General features: G+C 52.5%; 14 protein-coding genes and 1 tRNA gene. 6 read left to right on the forward strand and 9 right to left on the reverse strand.

Annotated elements, in window-relative coordinates; genetic code table 11:
- Positions 1-281: 281 nt before the first annotated feature.
- The 4 genes from GOV38_RS07840 to GOV38_RS07855 form a co-directional block, all read right to left on the reverse strand.
- Positions 282-1133: an ABC transporter permease gene (locus GOV38_RS07840; RefSeq protein ID WP_171103639.1), complete on the reverse strand. Its 852-nt coding sequence runs from the start codon at positions 1131-1133 to the stop codon at positions 282-284.
- Between the two features lie 4 nt (positions 1134-1137).
- Positions 1138-2391, reverse strand: coding sequence for an ABC transporter permease (locus GOV38_RS07845; protein ID WP_254430518.1), 1254 nt, complete (start codon positions 2389-2391; stop codon positions 1138-1140).
- Between the two features lie 60 nt (positions 2392-2451).
- Positions 2452-3441: an ABC transporter substrate-binding protein gene (locus GOV38_RS07850; protein WP_245223352.1), complete on the reverse strand. Its 990-nt coding sequence runs from the start codon at positions 3439-3441 to the stop codon at positions 2452-2454.
- Between the two features lie 127 nt (positions 3442-3568).
- Positions 3569-4702 (reverse strand): ABC transporter ATP-binding protein, encoded by a 1134-nt coding sequence (locus GOV38_RS07855; RefSeq protein ID WP_371731882.1) that lies wholly within the window; start codon positions 4700-4702, stop codon positions 3569-3571.
- Positions 4703-5052: 350 nt separating this feature from the next.
- Here GOV38_RS07855 and GOV38_RS07860 point away from each other — a divergent pair, with 350 nt between their 5' ends.
- The gene (locus GOV38_RS07860; protein ID WP_171208735.1) at positions 5053-6213 is read left to right on the forward strand and encodes an IS30 family transposase; all 1161 of its coding nucleotides are present in this window, start codon (positions 5053-5055) and stop codon (positions 6211-6213) included.
- Between the two features lie 20 nt (positions 6214-6233).
- Here GOV38_RS07860 and GOV38_RS07865 read toward each other — a convergent pair whose 3' ends face one another.
- Complete coding sequence (locus GOV38_RS07865) at positions 6234-7190, reverse strand: LysR substrate-binding domain-containing protein (protein WP_171208736.1); 957 nt, start codon at positions 7188-7190, stop codon at positions 6234-6236.
- Between the two features lie 131 nt (positions 7191-7321).
- Between GOV38_RS07865 and GOV38_RS07870 the strand changes: the two genes are divergently transcribed.
- Positions 7322-7993 carry a glutathione S-transferase family protein gene (locus tag GOV38_RS07870; RefSeq protein WP_171103607.1) on the forward strand — a complete coding sequence of 224 codons (672 nt, stop codon included), beginning with the start codon at positions 7322-7324 and terminating at the stop codon, positions 7991-7993.
- A gap of 522 nt (positions 7994-8515) precedes the next feature.
- Here the strand turns inward: GOV38_RS07870 and GOV38_RS07880 are convergent.
- Positions 8516-9604 carry an MBL fold metallo-hydrolase gene (locus GOV38_RS07880; RefSeq protein ID WP_171208737.1) on the reverse strand — a complete coding sequence of 363 codons (1089 nt, stop codon included), beginning with the start codon at positions 9602-9604 and terminating at the stop codon, positions 8516-8518.
- Between the two features lie 794 nt (positions 9605-10398).
- On the opposite strand from GOV38_RS07880, the gene GOV38_RS07885 reads away from it, so the two are divergent.
- Both GOV38_RS07885 and GOV38_RS07890 read left to right on the forward strand, forming a co-directional pair.
- Positions 10399-12231, forward strand: a complete 1833-nt coding sequence (locus GOV38_RS07885) for a DUF3604 domain-containing protein (RefSeq protein WP_171208738.1) — start codon at positions 10399-10401, stop codon at positions 12229-12231.
- 280 nt (positions 12232-12511) lie between these two features.
- A complete protein-coding gene (locus GOV38_RS07890) occupies positions 12512-13879 on the forward strand; it encodes an adenylate/guanylate cyclase domain-containing protein (protein ID WP_217352074.1) in 1368 nt (455 codons plus the stop codon).
- A 253-nt stretch (positions 13880-14132) separates the two neighbouring features.
- Here the strand turns inward: GOV38_RS07890 and GOV38_RS07895 are convergent, their stop codons facing one another.
- From GOV38_RS07895 to GOV38_RS07905, 3 genes are all read right to left on the reverse strand, one after another.
- The gene (locus GOV38_RS07895) at positions 14133-14597 is read right to left on the reverse strand and encodes a GNAT family N-acetyltransferase (RefSeq protein ID WP_174838960.1); all 465 of its coding nucleotides are present in this window, start codon (positions 14595-14597) and stop codon (positions 14133-14135) included.
- A gap of 13 nt (positions 14598-14610) precedes the next feature.
- Positions 14611-14913: a YjhX family toxin gene (locus GOV38_RS07900; protein ID WP_371808553.1), complete on the reverse strand. Its 303-nt coding sequence runs from the start codon at positions 14911-14913 to the stop codon at positions 14611-14613.
- A 1317-nt stretch (positions 14914-16230) separates the two neighbouring features.
- Positions 16231-16320: transfer RNA gene (locus GOV38_RS07905), tRNA-Ser, on the reverse strand.
- Positions 16321-16764: 444 nt separating this feature from the next.
- Here GOV38_RS07905 and GOV38_RS07910 point away from each other — a divergent pair.
- On the forward strand, positions 16765-17592 hold the full coding sequence (locus tag GOV38_RS07910; RefSeq protein WP_254430552.1) for a FecR domain-containing protein: 828 nt from the start codon (positions 16765-16767) through the stop codon (positions 17590-17592).
- A gap of 39 nt (positions 17593-17631) precedes the next feature.
- Positions 17632-19881 carry a CHASE2 domain-containing protein gene (locus tag GOV38_RS07915; protein ID WP_254430551.1) on the forward strand — a complete coding sequence of 750 codons (2250 nt, stop codon included), beginning with the start codon at positions 17632-17634 and terminating at the stop codon, positions 19879-19881.
- The last annotated feature ends 79 nt before the right edge of the window (positions 19882-19960 follow it).

Below are 19960 nucleotides of genomic sequence, written 5' to 3' on the forward strand. Positions count from 1 at the left end.
ACACGTAGCGTCGCCCCAGTTTCAGCGGCTTGAATGTCTGCTTCTTCCGAAAGCGGGCATTTTTGAAAACCAACTGGAGTTCCGCTCTGCGGACAAACGCGCCATTTGTGTCTGCTAACCGCACATCAGTGTTCAATCGCCCTTCGAGCGCCGGCTCGGAGGACAAATCACCAATTTTTGGCGCATCAATTTTGGGTTAAGAAAAGCTCACTCTTTTGATGATGATGAATCGTCAACATTCTTCGTGGCTGAAGTAATCCAGTTTCTTAAATCCGGTGCAGTTAGTCAGAAGTACCTCTAAGACGCTCGGATCTACGTCGCAGCAATTCAAGTGTTGCTAAGAGAGCTATGGATAGCAGCACCAAAAGCGTTGCTACCGCGAGGATCGTTGGATTTATCTGCTCGCGTAGCCCTGAAAACATCTGGCGAGGGATTGTTCTTTGTTCTGGACCCGCCAAAAACAACACCAAGACTACTTCATCAAATGAAGTTACGAAAGCAAACAGTCCTCCAGAGATGACACCGGGCCGGATGATCGGAATAACCACATCGAAAAACACTTTAGTTGGCGAAGCTCCTAGACTAAGGCCAGCGCTGAATAGTGAACGATCAAAGCCAGTCAGTGTTGCGGTGACAGTGATGATAACGAACGGTACGCCAAGGGCTGCATGAGCAATTATTAGGCCAGGGTAGGTGCTGACCAAATTAAAGCTTGTATAGAAAAAGAACATGCCGGCAGCGATGATGATTAATGGCACGATCATGGGCGAGAGAAGAAGCGCAGTGATCAAGCGCTTAAATGGCATCCAAGGCGACGCGAGACCAACCGCCGCAAGTGTTCCCAATCCTGTTGCTAAGATCGCAGCGGCGATGCCCACGACAAAACTATTCCAGATGGCAAGCGTCCATTTCTGATCCTGTGCGATGGCCTGGTACCAGCGCAGGGAAAAGGCATCCGGGTCTAGCGAAAGCATACCTTCAGTGAACGTAAAGAATGGTTCTGCATTGAAAGACAGGGGCACAATAACTAAAATTGGCAACATCAGAAAAACGAGTACCAGGTAAGCTGAGAAACGCAGACTATAATGTCCAGCTATGTGCCAAAAGGTAAAATACTCTGGGAACTTCCGCATCGCTCTAACCCAGTTTGATGTTGCCCGCGCCCACGAACCGGTCATAGAGCCAGTAGAGCGCAAGGATTAAGAACAACAGAAGCGAGCCAAGGGCGGCTGCAAGCTCCCAGTTGTTGGATTGCTGCATGTGAAAGGCGATGATGTTCGAGATCATCTGGCCATCGGTGCCCCCAACCAATGCCGGAGTGATGTAGTAGCCCACTGAAATTATGAAAACCAACAACGCGCCCGCTGACAGGCCCGGCAAGCTCATCGGAAGGTAAATGCGAAGGAAGGCCGGGATCGGTGGGCTGCCCATCGACATTGCCGCGCGCATGTAACTGGGATCAATGCCACGCATGACCGAATAAAGCGGCAGGATCATGAAGGGCAACAGGATATGCGTCATCGCAATGATGGTCGAGAATTGCGTATACAACATCTCAAGCGGCGCATCGGTCAGACCCAGGGCAAGCAGGGTGGAATTAACCACTCCGTTTGTTTGTAACAGTGCGATCCATGCGGTGGTTCGCACAAGAAGCGAGGTCCAGAAAGGCAACAGGACAAACACCATCAGGAGGTTCGCCGTTCCGCTGGAGCTGTTGGCCATGAAATAGGCTAGCGGGTAACCAAGAATAACAGTCAAAATCGTTATGATCAGCGCCATCCGAAGCGTCTTGCCATAGAGTTTGACGTAAATCTGCGTCTCGCGGCGTTGGATGCCGCCGTCAGGGTCGTTCTCGAGGTCGAGCGCAGTCAGGTAGTATCCGGCGGTATAGACCTGACCGGTCTTTTTTAGTGCTTGCCAGATCTCTGGTTCTGCCCATTTGGCGTTAGCATCGATCAGGATCGCGGCGCCATTATTGGCTAGCTCGCTGTCATCAACACGACGCAGCTTGCGAGCGGAGGATTTGATGACGCTGGAGGACCCGGGAAGGGCACGATTCACTTCTTCCGCCAGTTGACCAGAAGTGCGATCGTTGGCGAGCCTCTTTAAATCAAGGGCGAAGGTGCTAAGAATCTCGTCGCTTGGACGTTCCTCGCCTTGCCAGCTTGGCAGTTTTTCGAGCGTCTCGGGTACGAGGCTGGCAACAGTCGGATTATAGACACCGCGGTACAGCATCGAGGCTATAGGTGCGACAAATGAGAACCCAATAAAAGCCAGAAGGGGCACAACGAACAGAAAAGCTCTCCAACGCCGTGACCGGTATTCACGCGCAGCGTTACGGGCATCTTCGCGGCTCAACCCATCTGGGGTGACGCTGGTGGCTTCGGGCAATTGTTCGTCTCCGGTCGATGAACCTGCGCCGATTGAACGGCGCAGGTTGGTGCTCTTAGATTATTGAAGCAGCCACTCGTTGAACTTTTCCCCTAGTGACTCACCGTAGTCGGCCCAGAAGATGCCGTCTGCTTTGACACCTTCGTCAAGATGTGCTGTCGGCAGATCCTGCTTGACGTCATCCGGCAAAAGCGCCTGAGCAGACTTGCGCGTTGGGCCGTAAGCCACGTCTTGCATACCTGACAGAGGCACGGTTTGAGTTGCGAATTTGACGAACTCAAGCGCAGTATCGAGCTTATCAGTGCCTTTCATGACCGACCAAACATCAAGGTCATAGACATGGCTATCCCAAACCATTGTGAAGGGGGCGTTTTCTTCCTTGATGGCGGCGAAGATACGACCATTGGCGGACTGCACCATCTGGGCACCACCGTCGTTCAGAAGAACAGGTGCTTGTGACCAGCTATCATACCAAACGATATCGTCTTTGATTGTGTCGAGCTTCGCGAAGGCTCGTGCCTGACCTTCATCGGTGGATAGAACGTCATAGACCTCGTCTGGCGCCACGCCATCGGCCAGAAGGGCCCATTCCATGTTTACCTGCGGACGTTTGCGCAGGCCGCGCTTGCCGGGGAACGCTTCCGTATTGAAGAAGTCTTCGATCGTTGTAGGGCCGTCGGAATACGCATCGTTGTTGTATGCGAAAATAATGGTCCAAACGATGTTCCCGACGCCACATTCGTGCAATGCCTCGGGAATAAAGTCCTCGGCAGCGGGTGTGCCGTCGTCGCCCGGTGGCAAAATCGAATGATCGATGACTTCCAAATACCCTTCCGAGCAAGCACGCTCTAGGTCGATCACCTCGATATCAACAACATCCCATTGGATGTTGCCGGATTCGCTTTGCGCTTTCATTTCGGCGACGCCGCCGCCGTAGTCTTCAAACAAAACGTTGACGCCGCTGTCGGCCATATATGGGTCGATCATGTGTTTCTGTTGTGCCGCCCCGTAAGCGCCACCAAACGACGTCACGGTCAGATCTTGTGCCATGGCTCCCGATGAAACCATTGCCAGTGCAGCAGCATATGTAAGCAATCCAGAATTTTTAATCACATTCACCTCCTGTTGTCGCGAGAAGCTTTGGGTCCCGCTTTCCCTTTCATTACTTCGCGCAACCTCATACAGGGAACGCAATGCAATCCGAAGTCAGCCACATCAGACGCCCGTCCTGGCCTTCTGAAAACTCAGGGGCGGACAAATCGTTCAGGACTTTGACAATAATCTCTGAACCGTTTGCCAGCCTGAAATAATAACGGATGAAATCGCCCACATAGATGCGCGTTATGAACGCCGCGGTCACCTCGTTGTCGTGATCATGCGATGTCGGGTGTATGAACAGCTTCTCGGGTCGTACCGACACACGACAACCGGAATTCTCGGTCAACCCCTGGCCGGCCATAGCAACCACGGTTTCGCCGCCCGGCGTAACGACTTTGGCCTGATCGCCTGAGATCGACTGAACGTGGCCATCGATAAAATTATTCTCGCCAATGAACTCGGCCACGAACGCATTTGAGGGCCGCTCGTAGAGTTCCGCGGGCGGGGCGCATTGCTGTACGACGCCGTCGTTAAAAACAGCGATCCGGTTGGACATCGACAGCGCCTCGGATTGATCATGCGTCACGTATATGACCGTAACACCCAATTGCTCGTGCAGGCGCGAGATCTCATACTGCATTTGTTCGCGCAGCTTCTTGTCCAACGCACCCAGCGGTTCATCCATAAGGATAAGCGTCGGCTCAAAAATCATCGATCTTGCCAAGGCCACGCGTTGTCTTTGACCACCAGAGAGCTGGCCGGGATAACGTCCGCCAAACCCGTCCAACTCTACGAGCTTAAGCGAGGCAACCACTCTGGAATCTATTTCAGCCTTTGCCACTTTCCGAACCGAAAGCGGGTAGGCTAAGTTCTCCGCCACTGTCATATGCGGAAACAGCGCGTAGTTTTGAAACACCATCCCGATATTTCGACGATAGGGTGCAATACGATTGATCGACTGCCCCTTTATTGCGATGTCGCCTGAGGTAACGCTCTCAAAGCCTGCTAGCATCATCAGAACAGTTGTTTTGCCGGAGCCTGAGGGACCAAGAAGAGTGATGAACTCTCCTTCTTCGACTTGCATATCGAAACCCTTTACGACCAAGTTCTTCTGGTCGTAAGTTTTTTTCACGTTATCAAATACGAGAAACGGTTGTGATTTCCCAGCTTGTTGTTTGTGGGCATCCATGTTTTTCGCCATTACGTTGACCATTCATGTTTGCCGCCGTTATGGGGGCTGACAGCAAGTAAATCGTGTATTCCGGCAAACTGCAACTTATCGTTTTATATCTATAAAATGAGGCTCTCGGGCAAAAAAGGTCCGCGTTGGGCTCTATGCCGACCTTGGAGCAAGCGCGCCATCTCAAAACTTGCACCGCCAGGCTTCGTTGAGGGCGGCCCAAGGCGGACCTTGGTCGCATCATCGAGCGCCCCAATGCAGCTTCACCAAACCAGACATTCGTGCATCTCGCAGCATTCCGCTTCCCGCAATGACCGGTTTGCGGGGCGGTCTCAATGGATCGCCGCAACACTTCACTTTGAGAGCAAAGATGGAGTGTTTGAATGGCTTATCGACGTCGGATTTATTTTACGGACCAACAAAAGGCGGAAATCTGGGATCGCTGGCAACGCGGAGAGTCGATGAGCTCGATCGGTCGGTTGTTCGATCGGAACTCATCGTCAATCTATCCGCTACTGGCACGGACAGGTGGTATCCGCCCGCCTGAGAGGCGGCGCTCGCGATTGGCAATGACGCTGGCGGAACGCGAAGAGATCTCTCGGGGCCTGAAAGCCAAGCTGTCGTTTCGTTCCATTGCGCGTCAGCTTCGTCGAGCGCCTTCAACAATCAGCCGGGAGGTGCGTCGCAATGGCGGTCGATGCGTCTATCGCGCGGCCAGCGCAGACCTGGCGGCCTGGGATCGGGCCAAGCGGCCAAAGCCTTGCAAGCTGGCGGGGCAGCCGCAGCTCTGTCAGACAATAGCAGAGAAACTCGTGCGCAAGTGGTCACCTCAGCAAATTGCAGGTTGGTTGAAGCGCGAGCATCCCAACGACGAAGGCGCGCGCGTGTCCCACGAGACGATCTATAGAAGCTTGTTTATCCAGGCCCGCGGTGTGTTGAAGAAAGAGCTGCTGGCCCATCTGCGCGCAACACGTGCCATCCGTCGATCCCGTCATGCGAGCCTGAAGCGCGATGGGCTTGGTCAAATCAAGGATGCAATCTCGATCCGGGAACGTCCGGCCGCCGTCGAGGACCGCGCCATCCCTGGCCACTGGGAAGGCGATCTCATAGCGGGTTCAAAGAACAGCTTCATCGCGACGTTGGTGGAACGGCGCACCCGCTATGTCATGCTTGCCAAGGTAGGCGGGAAAGAAACGCAGACTGTCGTGGCTGCACTTACCGCACAGGTCCAGCATTTGCCCAGAGAACTTCGCCAGACGCTGACATGGGACCGAGGCAAGGAACTGGCCGATCACAAGAGCCTGACCTTGGCGACCGATCTCGACATCTACTTCTGCGATCCCCACAGCCCGTGGCAACGCGGCACCAACGAGAACACCAACCGTCTCCTACGCCAGTACTTCCCGAAAGGCACGGACCTCTCCGTGCACACCCAAGAGCATCTCGATACCGTCGCCCGCGAACTCAACGAAAGACCCAGAAAGACCTTGAATTACTTCTCACCCGCAGAGAAGTTCCAAGAGTGTGTTGCGGCGATCAGTTGAACCGGCAGGCAATGCGGCCACTACCCGGACGCTCTTGAGCCTTGGGAAGCGAGGTATGCGTCTAACTCACTGACGAAACGGTCTGATCTGTCTGTGATCCATTCGACGAATAACGCCCGCAGATTAGATTTCGCTCGGGATCGCGCCCATAGGAGACGATAGGCGTACTTTGTCTGGCATATCCTTGACGGTCCGAATGGCAGAATGAGCGATCCTGCTTTTAACGCGTGAAATGCTTCTACAATCCCGCAAAGCGCCAGCCCCTGACCCGCTGCCGCCGCTTGAAGCCCTGAACCTGTTTTCGAGATGCGTACACCGTGTTTTAGATGATCGCGGTCAAACCCAAAGGCATCGCCCCATGCTTGGAAGTCAAGCCATCCCGGGTCCTTGGTGCGATTGGTGACGTGGATGAGCGGTACACCGTTTAGCGATCGCACATCCGGACCCAGCCCTTGCTGGTCTGCAAAAGCGGGCGAGCATACAGGGGCAACAAAATCACCGAAAAGCACGCGTTCTTCCAATACAGTGTCACGGGTGGGTCCGTATCTGATCGCAAGATCATAGTCCTCTCTCACCAAGTCAATATCGCGATTGGATGGGTCCAAGTATAAGTCTGCATCCGGGTATTGATGTTGGAATTCCGCAAGCATTGGTGCCAACCAGTTTTCCGAAAAGGACTCCGGCAGGGTAATGCGTAGACGGCCAGCCGCGTCGTTCGGCTTCAGTTGCTCAAATGCCTCGGCAAGCCTTGCAAAGCCGCCTTCCAACAATTCCCGAATCCGCAATGCATCCTCAGTTGGCTCGATGCCCGAGCTGGAGCGAATGAACAGACTTTTTCCGAGGTAAAGTTCTAGAGACCGAACCCTTTGCCCAACTGCAGCCGGAGTAATTCCAAGTTCGTTGGCGGCCAGTGAAAAGCTCCCATGTCGCAATGTAGCCTCCAGCGCGCGCAACGCGTTCAAATGAGAAAGATGCATGTCGACACCCTAAAGATTTCCTTTAGTGGGGCCAAATGAAATCACGCGTGCAAAGTAATCGAACCCACCCATACTGAGCATTGGCGCACAGGATGTCGCCATGAAAAACAGAAACATGGGGAAGATGGGGTATGTTCACGCTCTATTGGGAATATCTGGCAGGCTCGATTGTGGTGCAGTCAGTCCTTGAAGAAATCGGTGCAGAATATCGACTGATCTACGTGGACATGGGCGCAGACGCACATCGGACCCCAGATTTCCTGCGTCTAAACCCAACCGGCCGGATACCAGCGCTCGGCTACGCAGATGGCAAAACGATTGGAGAGACTGCCGCGATTGTGACGCTATTAGGCGAGATGTACCCTAAATCCGGGATCACTCCAGTGCCCGGCGATGATAATCGTGGAGAAATTCTGTTTTGGTTGAATGTCATGACGACCTCAGGCTACATGACGGCAGCGCGCCTCGGGCACCCTGAGCGCTATGCGGAGAGCAGCAAAGCGATCGAGGAGGTCGGCGCAAAAGCAGCTGTTGATTACGACGCCTTTTTCGATGTGATGGAAGATGCAATTGCGGGCGATCCGTACTTCATGACGCGCGGTCTGACCGCACTGGATTTTTACGTCACAATGCTGACCGAGTGGCACGCCAACAAACAGTCTCTCTTTGGCTCACGACCCAAGCTCAGCGCGCTGTGTGAGTCTGTGAATGAAAGCCGCTCCTACAAGGCCGCAATGCAGACACATGCACTTCCACAGACCCGAATATTCAAGCGGTCAGCCAAAATCTGCACTCTGGACTAGCTTCTGCGCAGGTGGAGCAATGCGGTCCCTACTTTCAGCGTTTTGATGCTAAACTACTTGGGCTTGAAGCAGATTATCTGCACGGGGCGGGTTCGGCGTTCTTCGATCTTTCGTGCAGCGTTTCGCACAATCTGCGGAGCCAATTTACCCAACAGGATATGAGTGCCAAAAACCGGCGCTTCGCGCCTTTTCAACAAATACTGCGTTTCGCAACAACGACTTGATTGGGCTCAAAGCAGTCATCTGAGTCTTTTGGTCAGGTGACTGCATAGAATGGGAAAGCGGGCTTGGAGTTTTGCAAACCTTTAATTTGTACCATACGGAATTTTGCCTATCCACGCGGTCTCACTCCTAAATGGCCTATTGTTTGACCCGCCCCCAATCCCAACACTCAAGTTAACAATGGAGGATAAAATGGGGGGTGAATATAAGGCATATACTATTAATATATTGATTTAAAATAAATAAATTGAGTTTGATGGCGGAGAAAAAGGGATTCAAACCCTCGAGACGGTTTCCCGCCTACTCCCTTAGCAGGGCAGAATCCGTTTCCATTTTCACAAACAAAAACAACACCTTACCGGAAATTATGTTGGTTGTTGTGCCAATTTTGTGCCAAATTTGCACAGAAAAACCACTTCCCGCCATTTTTTTCGTGCGAGCTTTCAGACACTGGAAGCTGAACATCGTTTGATTTTCAAAGGTTACGCTGCAGAACGAGCTTCCTCTATGCGTGCCTTGCTCGACCATCTCACCCAACCATTGATCCAATACCGATGGAGTTACATTTCTTCGACTTCCGTGATGGGGAATTTGGATGAAATTCAATGGGCGCTTGATGTTTAAGTATTCGGCCACACCTGCTGCCTCGTTTAGTCCAATTGGACCAGAGTCCGCGGTCAATAAGACTGCTCGATCGTCAATTATCGCATACTGTACGATGCTTGTTTCGTTCAGCGTGGAGGTAGGATCTGGGTTTTCTTCCAGCTTCTCTTCGTTCCATGTTTCACTAAAGAACTGTTTAGCTTTTTCTACGAACCGGCGACCGGCCTGAGATGCCATCGCTAGAATTCCTTGAGATTGGACGTCTTGATAGGAAGTCGGCGTCTGATCGAATTCGGAAATGGAAGCCAAATAGCGATCTTTTAGCGGAGCCAGCACTTTGAACGCTCCGATGTCATGCCCAGCAAATGCTTCATCAATTTTGACACCGCGCTGTAGTGCTGTTCTTTCCAGTTCTGCGAGCACTGGAAAAGCTTCGCGAAGGGCATTTTCCAATCCTTGCAATGTGTAGCGCCCATGGAAGTTATCTAATACCTGCTCCGCGTATAGCCACGGACGGTTCATGCGAAGCGAACCAACATCAAAGTTCTCCAGGACTGTTTTGACTCCACCCAAGTGATCTCGATCAGGGTGAGTGACAACTAGGTGGTCAATGAAATCGGGTTCATCATAGTACTTTTTGATATGGTCCACGACAGTCTGACCTGTATTGACGTAACCCGCGTCGACGACATGAATAACAAAATCCGATCCATTGGTAGAGTAACGCACGCAGATGGCATCTCCGTTACCTTCCCCTACGGGCAAAAATTCAATTTCAAATGGCATTTTAGTTTCCTTAGTCGCGGAAAGGGCTTTAGCGTGTACCGAGCCACCGCCTTCTCCTTAAAATTGATTCGACCACACCGTGTCTCACGGTGAGACTCTTATCATTTGTATGCTCTGATACAACATACAGCTACCAAAGAGAGTAGCGTTTCCATTTGTTGTGGGTCCCAGTGGGTTCACCCTGAAGTCTTAGGCCATTGATTGCGGTTCTCGAAGAACCATAATGCGGGGTTATTCTGCGCCGCAGCATTGACGGAAACGAAGTCTCAAAGCTGTGCCGATTTTGTGCCAATTTTTTAGACCGTGAATCGGAGTGGATGTAACTACTTGTTTATAGGAAATTATTTTTCTCCGCTTTTTGCAGATTTTGGTAAAAGAGGGAGCGGCGTCCCGGAATTTCTGCGGTGCAGCAAGAAAAAATATTCGTTACTTATCAATGTTTTATGGCGGAAACGAAGTCAGTATAATAAATCCTTCAAGCCTATGTTAAATATATAATAAAATTATATCTGTCGAATTAATACCACGATAGATACCACAGAGCGATCGATTTCAAGCGAGGCACAGAGCAAGGCGTTATATGGCAAAATGTTGGAAAAATAGTTTAGCAGACAATCAAACAGATTGCGGCCAACGACTGCTTTGAGCCCAAAGCAGCTGCCTATGTATTAGTGTTCTCTTTTATCACGTACAACAAGCTGAAAAAGTGCACCGACACCTGTAAACTAACCGGCATTGCTTGGAGCCATCGTTCGATACCATAGTCGGTAGATAGAGATTGGAAGGGAATTTTGATGAAAAGAAAGTCATTGCACGCATTGTCACTCCTGTTTCTGACCTCAGCAATTCCCGCTATGGCACAAGATGATTGGAGCGCGCTCGAGGCCATGGTGCCGGAAAACCCGCTCAAGAACGCTTACTTCGGTGAAACTCATGTACATACTTCGTTTTCCCTTGATGCCTACATTGGAGGCGCACGCCTGACACCTTCGGACGCATATCGCTTCGCGAAGGGCCAACCTGTCTCGGTAAACAATGTGCAGCGCAGAATTGGTCGACCTCTGGATTTTGCGGCCGTTTCCGATCATGCAGAGTTTCTTGGAGAGATGTTGTCAACGCAGATCCCATCTGCTTCAGGGCATTACCAAGAAGCCCTTACTGAGCTGCGCGGTTTGTCGGACATAGAAACGCAACGCGCATGGTTCGTGAAATATGTAATAAGCAACATGCGATCTGGCGAGCCTGAGCATCCGCCCTTTTTTGCTGGACTTGAAACAACTGCAACCGCTTGGGAAGACTATGTCGTGGGGGCTGCAGAGGCGCATTACGAGCCAGGGACTTTTACCAGTCTTATCGCATTCGAATGGACGTCTGCCCCCAATGCCGGAAACATGCATCGCAACGTGATATTCCGAGACAACAAAGTGCCGGACATCCCGCTTAGCGCGCTTGATACTACAAATGAGGAAGAACTCTGGGCGTGGATGGAGCAGCAAGAAGCTGAGGGCTCTACATTGTTGGCCATCCCACACAATTCCAACGGAAGTAAAGGCTTGATGTTTGAACCGATCGACAATGCCGGAAATCCGATCACATACGAATATGCCCAGCGCCGCGCCAAGTGGGAACCGTTGATCGAGATGATGCAGATCAAAGGTAATTCCGAAACACATCCCGGTTTGTCGCCTGACGACGAATTTGCGAACTTCGAGAATGCTGAGAGTATCGCAACATTCAGTGAACGTTTCTTCCGCAACGATGGCTTCGTCCGTTGGGCTGCGACTAAAGGGCTCGACTATGCGCAAAAGCTAGGTGCGAACCCTTGGAAACTTGGTTTCATCGGAGGCACCGACAATCACAATGGCACCCCAAGCGATGTCGATGAGGCGACCTATAATGGAAGTCACGGTGTTGCTGATGGTACTATCGAGCAACGTCGCGATGGCGAGATAGACGGCTGGTTGCTTGGCCCCGACGCCAACCCTGGTTCGCTCGCAGGCGTCTGGGCACCCAAGAACACGCGTGGTGCAATATTTGACGCGATGCAAAGCCGAGAAACCTTCGCCACATCAGGCCCTCGCATACAGCCTCGTTTCTTTGGCGGTGCGATGCTGCAAAGCAATAACGATCCCGTAAAGCTTGTAATGGACGGCTATGCCAACGGCGTGCCGATGGGCGGTTCTTTGACAGCTTTGAACGGCCCACCTACTTTTGCGGTGCACGCAATAAAAGATCCGATTGGAGCCAATCTCGATCGCGTACAGATCATCAAGGGTTGGGTCGATGAAGGCGGAGCGCCGCAAGAACGTATCATAGATGTAGTGTGGTCAGGAGATCGCGTGCCGGATGTGAATGGCAAGCTGCCTCCCGTTGGCAATACGGTTGATCCTGAAACTGCTACTTACAGTAATGCCATCGGAGCTGCGGAGTTGTTTGGTCATTGGACAGACGACGATTTTGATCCTGACCAACATGCGCTGTACTACATGCGCGTAATCGAAATTCCTACTCCACGCTGGACAACGTATGACGCAGTACGCCACGGCCTGCCGCTCCTTGAGGATGTTGCAATTTGGATCCAGGAACGAGCATGGACCTCGCCAATTTGGTATTCACCGGAGCAGTAACTCACAAAGGCAGTGCGACAAGCATTTTGTTATGCTTGCGCAACTGCAACTTCTGCGATTTCACAAAGCAATTGCCAGTGGCAATAAACGGCAACTTTGTCCCGCATTGCAGTCGTTCGACTTAATTGCAGCGAAGGTCTGCTTCGAGCCCAAAGTTACGGGTGCTGCAAACTGAACCAAAAGTCCGCTATCAGTCGAACAAAGCAGGGCGGCCGAAGCAGGAAGTTGATCCGATTGGTTTTGTCTGGCATGAATTGAGCTGGTGGGCTCGGACGTTGGTATGAGCCCAGAGAGCCCATTTTATCGGACAATGAAGCAACCGCAAACTCAGTACGCATTCGCAGACGACATTGCCATCGCGTATCAGGTGATTGGCGATGGACCTATAGATGTCGTGTATAGCCAAGGTTGGCTTACTAACATCGAATATGCTTGGCAAAGCTCGCACTATGCGAATTTTCTGTCCAAACTCAGCCGGTTTTGCCGATTAATTTTCTATGACAAGCGAGGGACCGGTCTTTCTGAGCGCAATGTTGGCTTTCCGACGCTGGAGCAACGCATTGAGGACATCACCGCTGTGCTCGATGCCATTGGTTCAGATCAGGCAGTATTACTTGGTGTATCAGAAGGCGCCAACATAAGTGCACTATTCGCAGCTACTTACCCTGAGCGCACACGAGCTGTCATTCTGAGTGGAACATCAGCCAAAGGTAGTTGGGCACCTGACTACCCTTGGGCGCCGACGCTGCAGGCTACCGAAAATACGATCAGCTATCTGCGCGAAAACTGGGGAAGTGCATTTGGGCTCGATGAAGCCGCGCCAAGTATGGCAAAAGATGCTGAGGCATGTGAGTGGTGGGGCGGCTACATGCGCAATTCAGCAAGTCCAAAGACTGCCGAGCTGATAACACGATTAAACGCGGAGCTCGACATTCGAGAAGTCTTACCACTTATCGATGCTCCCACGCTCATAGTTAATCGCGAAAATGATGTCTGGCACCCAAAAGATGAGGCGCGATTTGTGGCCGACCTTATTCCCAATTCAGTTTTGAAATTCGTTCCCGGCGTTGATCACCTGGTCTGGTATGGAGATCAGGACCGGGTGATAAACGAAATCGAAGAGTTTGCGACGGGGCAAAAAACCGTCACTCCGAGCGAGCGGGTGCTACTGACGATATTGATGACAGATATCGCAGGTTCCACAGAACTGGCCGCCAGTTTGGGTGACGACCAATGGCGTGCCTTGTTAGACCAACATGATGAGATCGTGCGTCGACAGCTGGAAATCTACGATGGTTCTGAAATCAACACTACGGGGGATGGGTTCATCACCGCTTTCAAAGGACCGACGCGTGCCATTCAATGTGCTCACGCAATAAACTCTGACTTGGCCAAGACCAAGTTAAAAGTGAAGGCCGGTATCCACACTGGAGAATGTGAGCGACGTGGCGGTGATATTGGGGGCTTGGCAGTTCACATTGCCGCGCGAATTTTGGACACTGCATTACCGAGCCAGATACGGGTTTCAGGCACAGTGAAAGATCTGGTCGTTGGCTCCAAACTCGAGCTTGCATTCATCGAAAAGCAACCACTCAAAGGTTTGCCAGGAGAGTGGTCATTGTATGAAGCCCAACAGGAACTTCATTGAAGCTGATCGCGAAGACTAATTGATGGATTGCCGAGCGCTAGGTTGAGTTGGTTACTTTCAACCCCTAGCGGCTTTCCTGGGTAAAGCTGACCTTGTGCAACACGCTCTGAATGACAGAAAAGTCCGCGTAGCTGTCGTTAACGCCAGATGCAGCGAACGAGGGCACCGAGCCCAAACGTACCGAGTTGTTGCATCGTAGCGAATGTCGGCTACGAAGTGCCCCCGCCACAACAATGGCGGAGGGCTTTGCCGTTTAAAGCGCTTTGCGGAAGATCACTTTGTCGTCGCCATCGGCCCAAAAGTCGCGGATACGTGCTTCTTCTTCATAGCCATTCTGAGCGTAGAACTTGCGCGTCAATGCAAAGTCGTCCGTGCCGGACGTTTCTACAATCAAGATGCGTTGCCCCTTGTCCTTTAGGTGCTGCTCGGCCGCATGTACCAGTGCCGCCCCCAGCCGTTTGCCTTGCAAATCAGGGCGCACCGCGAGGGCGAGCATGTTCCACGTCCCATCGGCGAGTTCCTCGAGCGCAGTGTAGCACAGGCCTACAGCTTCTCCGTCGCTATGGCAGGTCAGCCAAAAGGCTTCTGTTTCGCCTGCCAGTGATGGGGCTAGCATGTCTGGGAGCATTTCGCTCGGGAAAAGCTCTGTCCCATCCAGCACTGCCTGAAGTCCTGCAATGTCGTCGGTTGAAGTCGCTTTAATGATTGGGTTTGTCATTTTCTGTTTATCCTTATCGGTTGTCGTACTGAGGGTTCACGGAGCGAATGCCGAGCCTTGTGGCGCGGTAGGGTCGTCCGTTTTCAGATTTGATGAACCGCCGTTTCTTCAGGCGGTCAAAGAGCTTCAGCGAGCAAGCAGCCAATACGTGGCCGTCGCGGGTGAAGCATGAGACTTCGCGCACTTTGCCGTTCGCCATACGCTCAAAATGGATGGCTCCACCTTGCGCCAGAACGTGCAAAACACGCTGTTCGTGTTTTGAGATATTCAACGGATTGTCTCTTGAGTTTATGTCAGCAGAACAGGCTTCCGGCATCTCGCGCAGAAGTCTTCTGGTTCAAGTTGGTCCAATCAGGTGGACCTTAGCGGCGGGCCGCAATCGTAGACATAAATTCTCCATCGCCCTGCGTTCGTGCAGCACGTGAAAGAGAGCTAGTACGACAAGTACCGTTTTGCAAGCGGACATTCGGAAAACCAAAGTCAATGGCAGCAATGTCCGCAGAGCGTTCATTCAAACGGAACGCAGTGAGCGACTGCTCTGAGCTGAGAGCAGGCACTAAACAGTTAATCGCTAATGGCGCAAACCCTAGACAACAACACATTTTGTCGCCGCTTTTTGGCTTCCGTCAAATCGTAGGTTGTTCTGGTGCGTCACCCAAAGCCAGCAGCAATAGAATTGCCAACAATGGCGATCCGACTAGACCAATCAAAAACCATATCAAACCGGATCGGTTGCGTTGTCCTGCCATTGTGATCGGAAGGATATAAAGCCAGATCACAAAAACGCCTAAGACGATGAGAAATAACAAACTAACTAACCCGTCCATCGCACATTAGCCTTTCGTTCGATTGCGTTATGTATGGTCTGCCCAACGGCCGTTGCAAGTGTCTCAAAGATGATCCCACAGAAAGCTGAACATTGCGGTCAGATATAGACCGACGATGACATAGGGCCGATAACCGTCATCCACCCATTCTTGAAGCGTTTGGATAAAGCAATGGTTTGACCTGCACCCGGTGTGGTCAACCCCGAAATGCATTCCGACCCAGAAGGCGGTCGCCAATCCGCTAAAAAAGATAAGCGAAGTCCATTTTCTTATGTGTCTGGGTACCTGCATTGCAGCGGTATAGTTAAGGAATTGGGCAACAGTTTGTCTTTACTTGCCTGAGAACACAATATGAACATACGTCATGCGCAGATGGCCTAGAACAATTCCCTTCGATCTGAAATGCCGGTTGGAGATGCTGCATGAATACCGCAACGCACCATCCCTTTAGTCGCAATGCGGTGAAGTTTTGGAATGGTTAGAACGGCACGGTGTCGAGCCACCAGACCATCCCTTGCCGATCGCACCGGAAATGGGCGGTCCGGTTGGTCACAATTGAGTTTTCGGAAATAGCCTTGCGTCCATCTGGCACTTACCCAGCGTCGAGAATTGGCCTACTTTCCGGCTATCCTTTGTTTGAGGCACCCCGCGCTACCAAACTCCTCTTTCCCTTAGTGCAGCAGGTAACGCGGGTTCTTTGATCCGATCACCTGGTCGACCCGTATCTCTATAACTTCATGATCCCCTATTATTTAATAGAATAGTGCATGGTAGACAGGCCACCCCAATCCACTGAAATAGGTTGGTGGCGGAGACGAAGGGATTCGAACCCTCGAGACGGTTTCCCGCCTACTCCCTTAGCAGGGGAGCGCCTTCGACCACTCGGCCACGTCTCCGCCGGCGGGTATATCCTTGCCTGTCCCCCGGACACAAGGCGATTTTCCGGCGCAGGTGAATTTTTCTGTCCGACTATGGTGCCCAAGTTGCTGACACGGTGGCTGGACGCGAAGGGTATAGAGGAAAAACGAAGCAACGAAAATGCACAGGCTTTTGCTCAGCCGGCGCGTGCCCTTGCTTTTTGTATATGTTTTAGCGCATATTTGGGGATATTTTGTGAACTTAAAAAAGACTTGCTGGGGCAACAGGGCAGCGGCGCGAAGCGCCAATAAAGATCCTTTTGGGGGAAGGGGCTGCGTTTGACTTGGGTACAAGTGTTTCTTGTTTTTTGTTTTCTTTCGTTCTTGCCGTCGCAACTTTTGGCGAATATCGGCACTGTAATTGAGGTAAAGCAGGGCGCGAAGATCACGCGTTCGGGTGCCTCTGAAACCTTACGAAAAGGAATGGAAGTTTCTCCGGGCGATGCGATCTCTACGGATCGCAACGGGTTGGTTCAGTTGGTTTTTGTAGACGAAACCAAAATCGCCATCGGCCCAAATGCTCAGATGGTTCTTGATGTAACGATGTTGCGTGGCAGGCAAAAAGCCAAAAACTTCACCGTTCAGGCCCTTGGCGGAAGCTTTCGCTTTATTTCGGGGAAAAGCCGAAAGCGCGCCTACGAGATCAAGACCCCTACAGCGACCATGGCGGTGCGTGGTACAATCTTTGATATCTGGGTCGCGTCGAGCTCCCAAAGCGCGATGGTTGTTTTGCAAGGCAATGTTCAGATCTGCAGCGCGGGTGGTTCTTGCCGTGCAACAGGGCGCGTGTGCAGCCTGTTTGCAACGGGGCGAGGTGGCGGTGTCGGTCGACCTGTGGATCAGGCGCAATATGATGCGGCTCTGAAGCAAGGCTTCCCGTTCATTCAATCGCAAGCTCAACTGCAAAGCTCTCTGCGCGTTGAAGTCGAAGGTTGCTCAGGCGAGCAAACGGCCCTGAGGAGGGTGCGACCGAAATCCGACTTTAAGCAAGCACCACCGCCACCGCGAGAGCAGGCGAGGCAGGTCAAAAGTGCCGCAAGAACACCGCGGAAAGCCAACCCGCCAGCGCCACCGCAGCCTCAGCCAGTTCAGCCAGAAACTGTCGAAGAGCCGCGAGAAGAACCTCGCGAAGAACCGCGTGAGGAAAAAAGTGAGGAACGAGAGGGAGAGCCGCGCAAGAGCGAGGCCGATGAATTGCGCGAATTGGGAGCGGAAATACTAGGTAGTGAAGCAATCAGTGAGCCGGGCTAAAGGGAACATCCCGGCAGATGTCTCGGATCGGAGGCGAAGTTGACCCCGAATATCAAAAAACGAAATGCCCGTCGTCTGGCTTTCCAGCTGGTGGGGTTGGGGTTGATATTGTTTGGCTGCTTCATTCGCGTGATGGATCCTTACCCAGTTCGCGCAATGCGCCTGACCTACTTTGATATTCTACAGCGCCTTTCACCTCGTGAATTTACACCGGATTTACCGGTGCGAGTGCTCGACATCGATGAAAAGTCTTTGGCTCGGTCGGGGCAATGGCCATGGCCCCGAACCCAATTGGGAGAGCTGGTAGATCGGTTGAGCGACTACGGCGCCGCTGCGGTTGCCTTTGACATGCTGTTTGCCGAACCTGATCGGTATTCGCCCTCTCGGCTGATCAAAGACCCGGCCCTTGCGGGTGTTTTGAGCCTCAAGGACTCAACCGCGCGATTGGACAACGATCGGGTATTTGCCGAAAAGATGGAGCAGCTTCCCGTCGTTCTTGGTGTAGCTGCTCGGCTCACCGATGGAGGCAAGGGCGTTGTGCCCAAAATGGGCCTGGTCGAAATTGGCGAGCAGCCAAGTGTCGGGCTTTTCTCGACACCCCATTGGACAACGCTCGCCCCACCTCTGGCAGATCATGCTGCGGGGATCGGAGGCGTCAATGTTTCACCATTGGGTGGGTTGGGTGTCGTTCGCAAAGTGCCAGTTCTGTGGTCGGGTCCCGACGGTGTTTTACCCGGTCTCGGACTGGAAGCGCTGAGGGTCGCGCTGGGTGAGCCTGTCTTGTTTGCCGACGGAGCAATGGATGAAGTCGGAATCATGTTGGGTGTTGGCTTGGGGGATTTCACCTTACCGACGACCGAGAACGGTGAGATCTGGGTGCGCTATCGGCGCGATGATCCGCGTCTGTATCTGTCTGCCCATGATGTGATGCAAACAGAGGACGATCCCGCTTTGCGCGATCAGATCGAAGGTCGCATCATTCTGGTCGGTACTTCTGCCGCCGGGCTTTTTGATATGCGCGAGACGGCGTTGGGCGAGTCGGTTCCTGGTGTTTCGATCCACGCGCAGATCATAGAACAGATCCTGTTGGGCGATATGCTGCATCGAACCGATGTAACCTCGGCGTTGGAACTGGTTGCGTTTGTCGCGCTTGGGGTCGTTGTCACGGTGGTTATGTCCCGCTTTGGCGCGGTGGCGTCTTTCATCGCGGGTGGCGTGGCGGCCGCTGCCGTGATGGCAATCAGTTGGATGGCGTTTCAGAATCAGGCTGTGCTGTTTGATGCCACCTTCCCTCTAATTGGGGGGATGGCGAATTTTGGCCTGCTTGTAGGGTATCAGTTCATCTCATCCGAGCGTGAAAAACGGATGATCCGGCAAACCTTCTCGCACTACGTCGCCCCGGAAATTCTGGACGAGCTGGAAAGCAGCGGCCACAGCCTGCAATTGGGTGGCGAGACGCAGGACATAACGGTGATGTTTTCCGACATTAGGGGATTTACACCCTTGTCCGAGGCCGTGTCGGCCACCGATCTTGTGGCGATCCTGAACGCGTTGTTCTCAGAGATTGGCGATCAGATTTTGGTCGAGCGGGGAACAATAGACAAATTTATCGGTGATGCAGTGATGGCGTTTTGGAACGCGCCCCTACCGGTGCCCGATCACCCGTTGCGCGCCGCGCAGGCCGCATTGCTGATGCGTCAGGCTCTGGCCAGGTTCAACGCCTCACCCATAATGAAGAACAATCCACCAATAGCATTGGCGACCGGGTGCGCAGCAGGTTTCGCCTGTGTCGGAAATATCGGGTCGCAAAAGCGATTCAACTATACCGTTATAGGTGATGTTGTGAACGTCGCTGCGCGTATCGAACAGAACTGTCGTCATGTTGACTATGATATTTTGCTTTCCACCGAGATCCGGCGCAAGGTCGGAGACCGTTTGGCAATGCTGGAAGCCGGCTATATCGACCTGAAAGGAAAAAGCGAGCCGGAAGCTGTCTACATTCTGGTCGGTGATAACAAGACGAAGGGTTCAGCTGAATTTGTCGCGCTGGCCAACGCGCACCAGCAGTTGATTGATGCCATACGTGTGCGTGCACCACGTCAGATAATTCGTGAAATCTGTTCTGAATGTCAAAGCCTTGGACAAAAAGTCGAGCCTGGCTTGTTCCAATTCTATAATGGCGTTCCCAATCGGACGGCAGACTTCCGGTCTAAAGCGTCGGTTGAAAAGCTAGTGTTCAGCCACAACAGCGGTAAGAACATGACAAACCGGAAAGCCAGACGAAAATAGAACGGGTCACTGCAACCGTAGTGCAGCGACCCGCCGTGCCAGGCCCGGGTGGCCTGCCTCGCCCCCTCGATTACCTACT

Source organism: Ruegeria sp. HKCCA5839 (assembly GCF_013035585.1).
Lineage (GTDB): Bacteria > Pseudomonadota > Alphaproteobacteria > Rhodobacterales > Rhodobacteraceae > Ruegeria.

Bases quoted from the DNA above. Each gene is read 5' to 3' on its own strand.
- GOV38_RS07910 (WP_254430552.1), top strand. From the start codon at position 16,765: ATGGAAGTTTCTCCGGGCGATGCGATCTCTACGGATCGCAACGGGTTG.
- GOV38_RS07895 (WP_174838960.1), bottom strand. From the start codon at position 14,597: ATGACAAACCCAATCATTAAAGCGACTTCAACCGACGACATTGCAGGA.
- GOV38_RS07900 (WP_371808553.1), bottom strand. From the start codon at position 14,913: ATGCCGGAAGCCTGTTCTGCTGACATAAACTCAAGAGACAATCCGTTG.
- GOV38_RS07865 (WP_171208736.1), bottom strand. From the start codon at position 7,190: ATGCATCTTTCTCATTTGAACGCGTTGCGCGCGCTGGAGGCTACATTG.
- GOV38_RS07885 (WP_171208738.1), top strand. From the start codon at position 10,399: ATGAAAAGAAAGTCATTGCACGCATTGTCACTCCTGTTTCTGACCTCA.
- GOV38_RS07890 (WP_217352074.1), top strand. From the start codon at position 12,512: ATGAGCCCAGAGAGCCCATTTTATCGGACAATGAAGCAACCGCAAACT.
- GOV38_RS07840 (WP_171103639.1), bottom strand. From the start codon at position 1,133: ATGCGGAAGTTCCCAGAGTATTTTACCTTTTGGCACATAGCTGGACAT.
- GOV38_RS07880 (WP_171208737.1), bottom strand. From the start codon at position 9,604: ATGCCATTTGAAATTGAATTTTTGCCCGTAGGGGAAGGTAACGGAGAT.
- GOV38_RS07860 (WP_171208735.1), top strand. From the start codon at position 5,053: ATGGCTTATCGACGTCGGATTTATTTTACGGACCAACAAAAGGCGGAA.
- GOV38_RS07850 (WP_245223352.1), bottom strand. From the start codon at position 3,441: ATGGCACAAGATCTGACCGTGACGTCGTTTGGTGGCGCTTACGGGGCG.
- GOV38_RS07870 (WP_171103607.1), top strand. From the start codon at position 7,322: ATGTTCACGCTCTATTGGGAATATCTGGCAGGCTCGATTGTGGTGCAG.
- GOV38_RS07855 (WP_371731882.1), bottom strand. From the start codon at position 4,702: ATGGTCAACGTAATGGCGAAAAACATGGATGCCCACAAACAACAAGCT.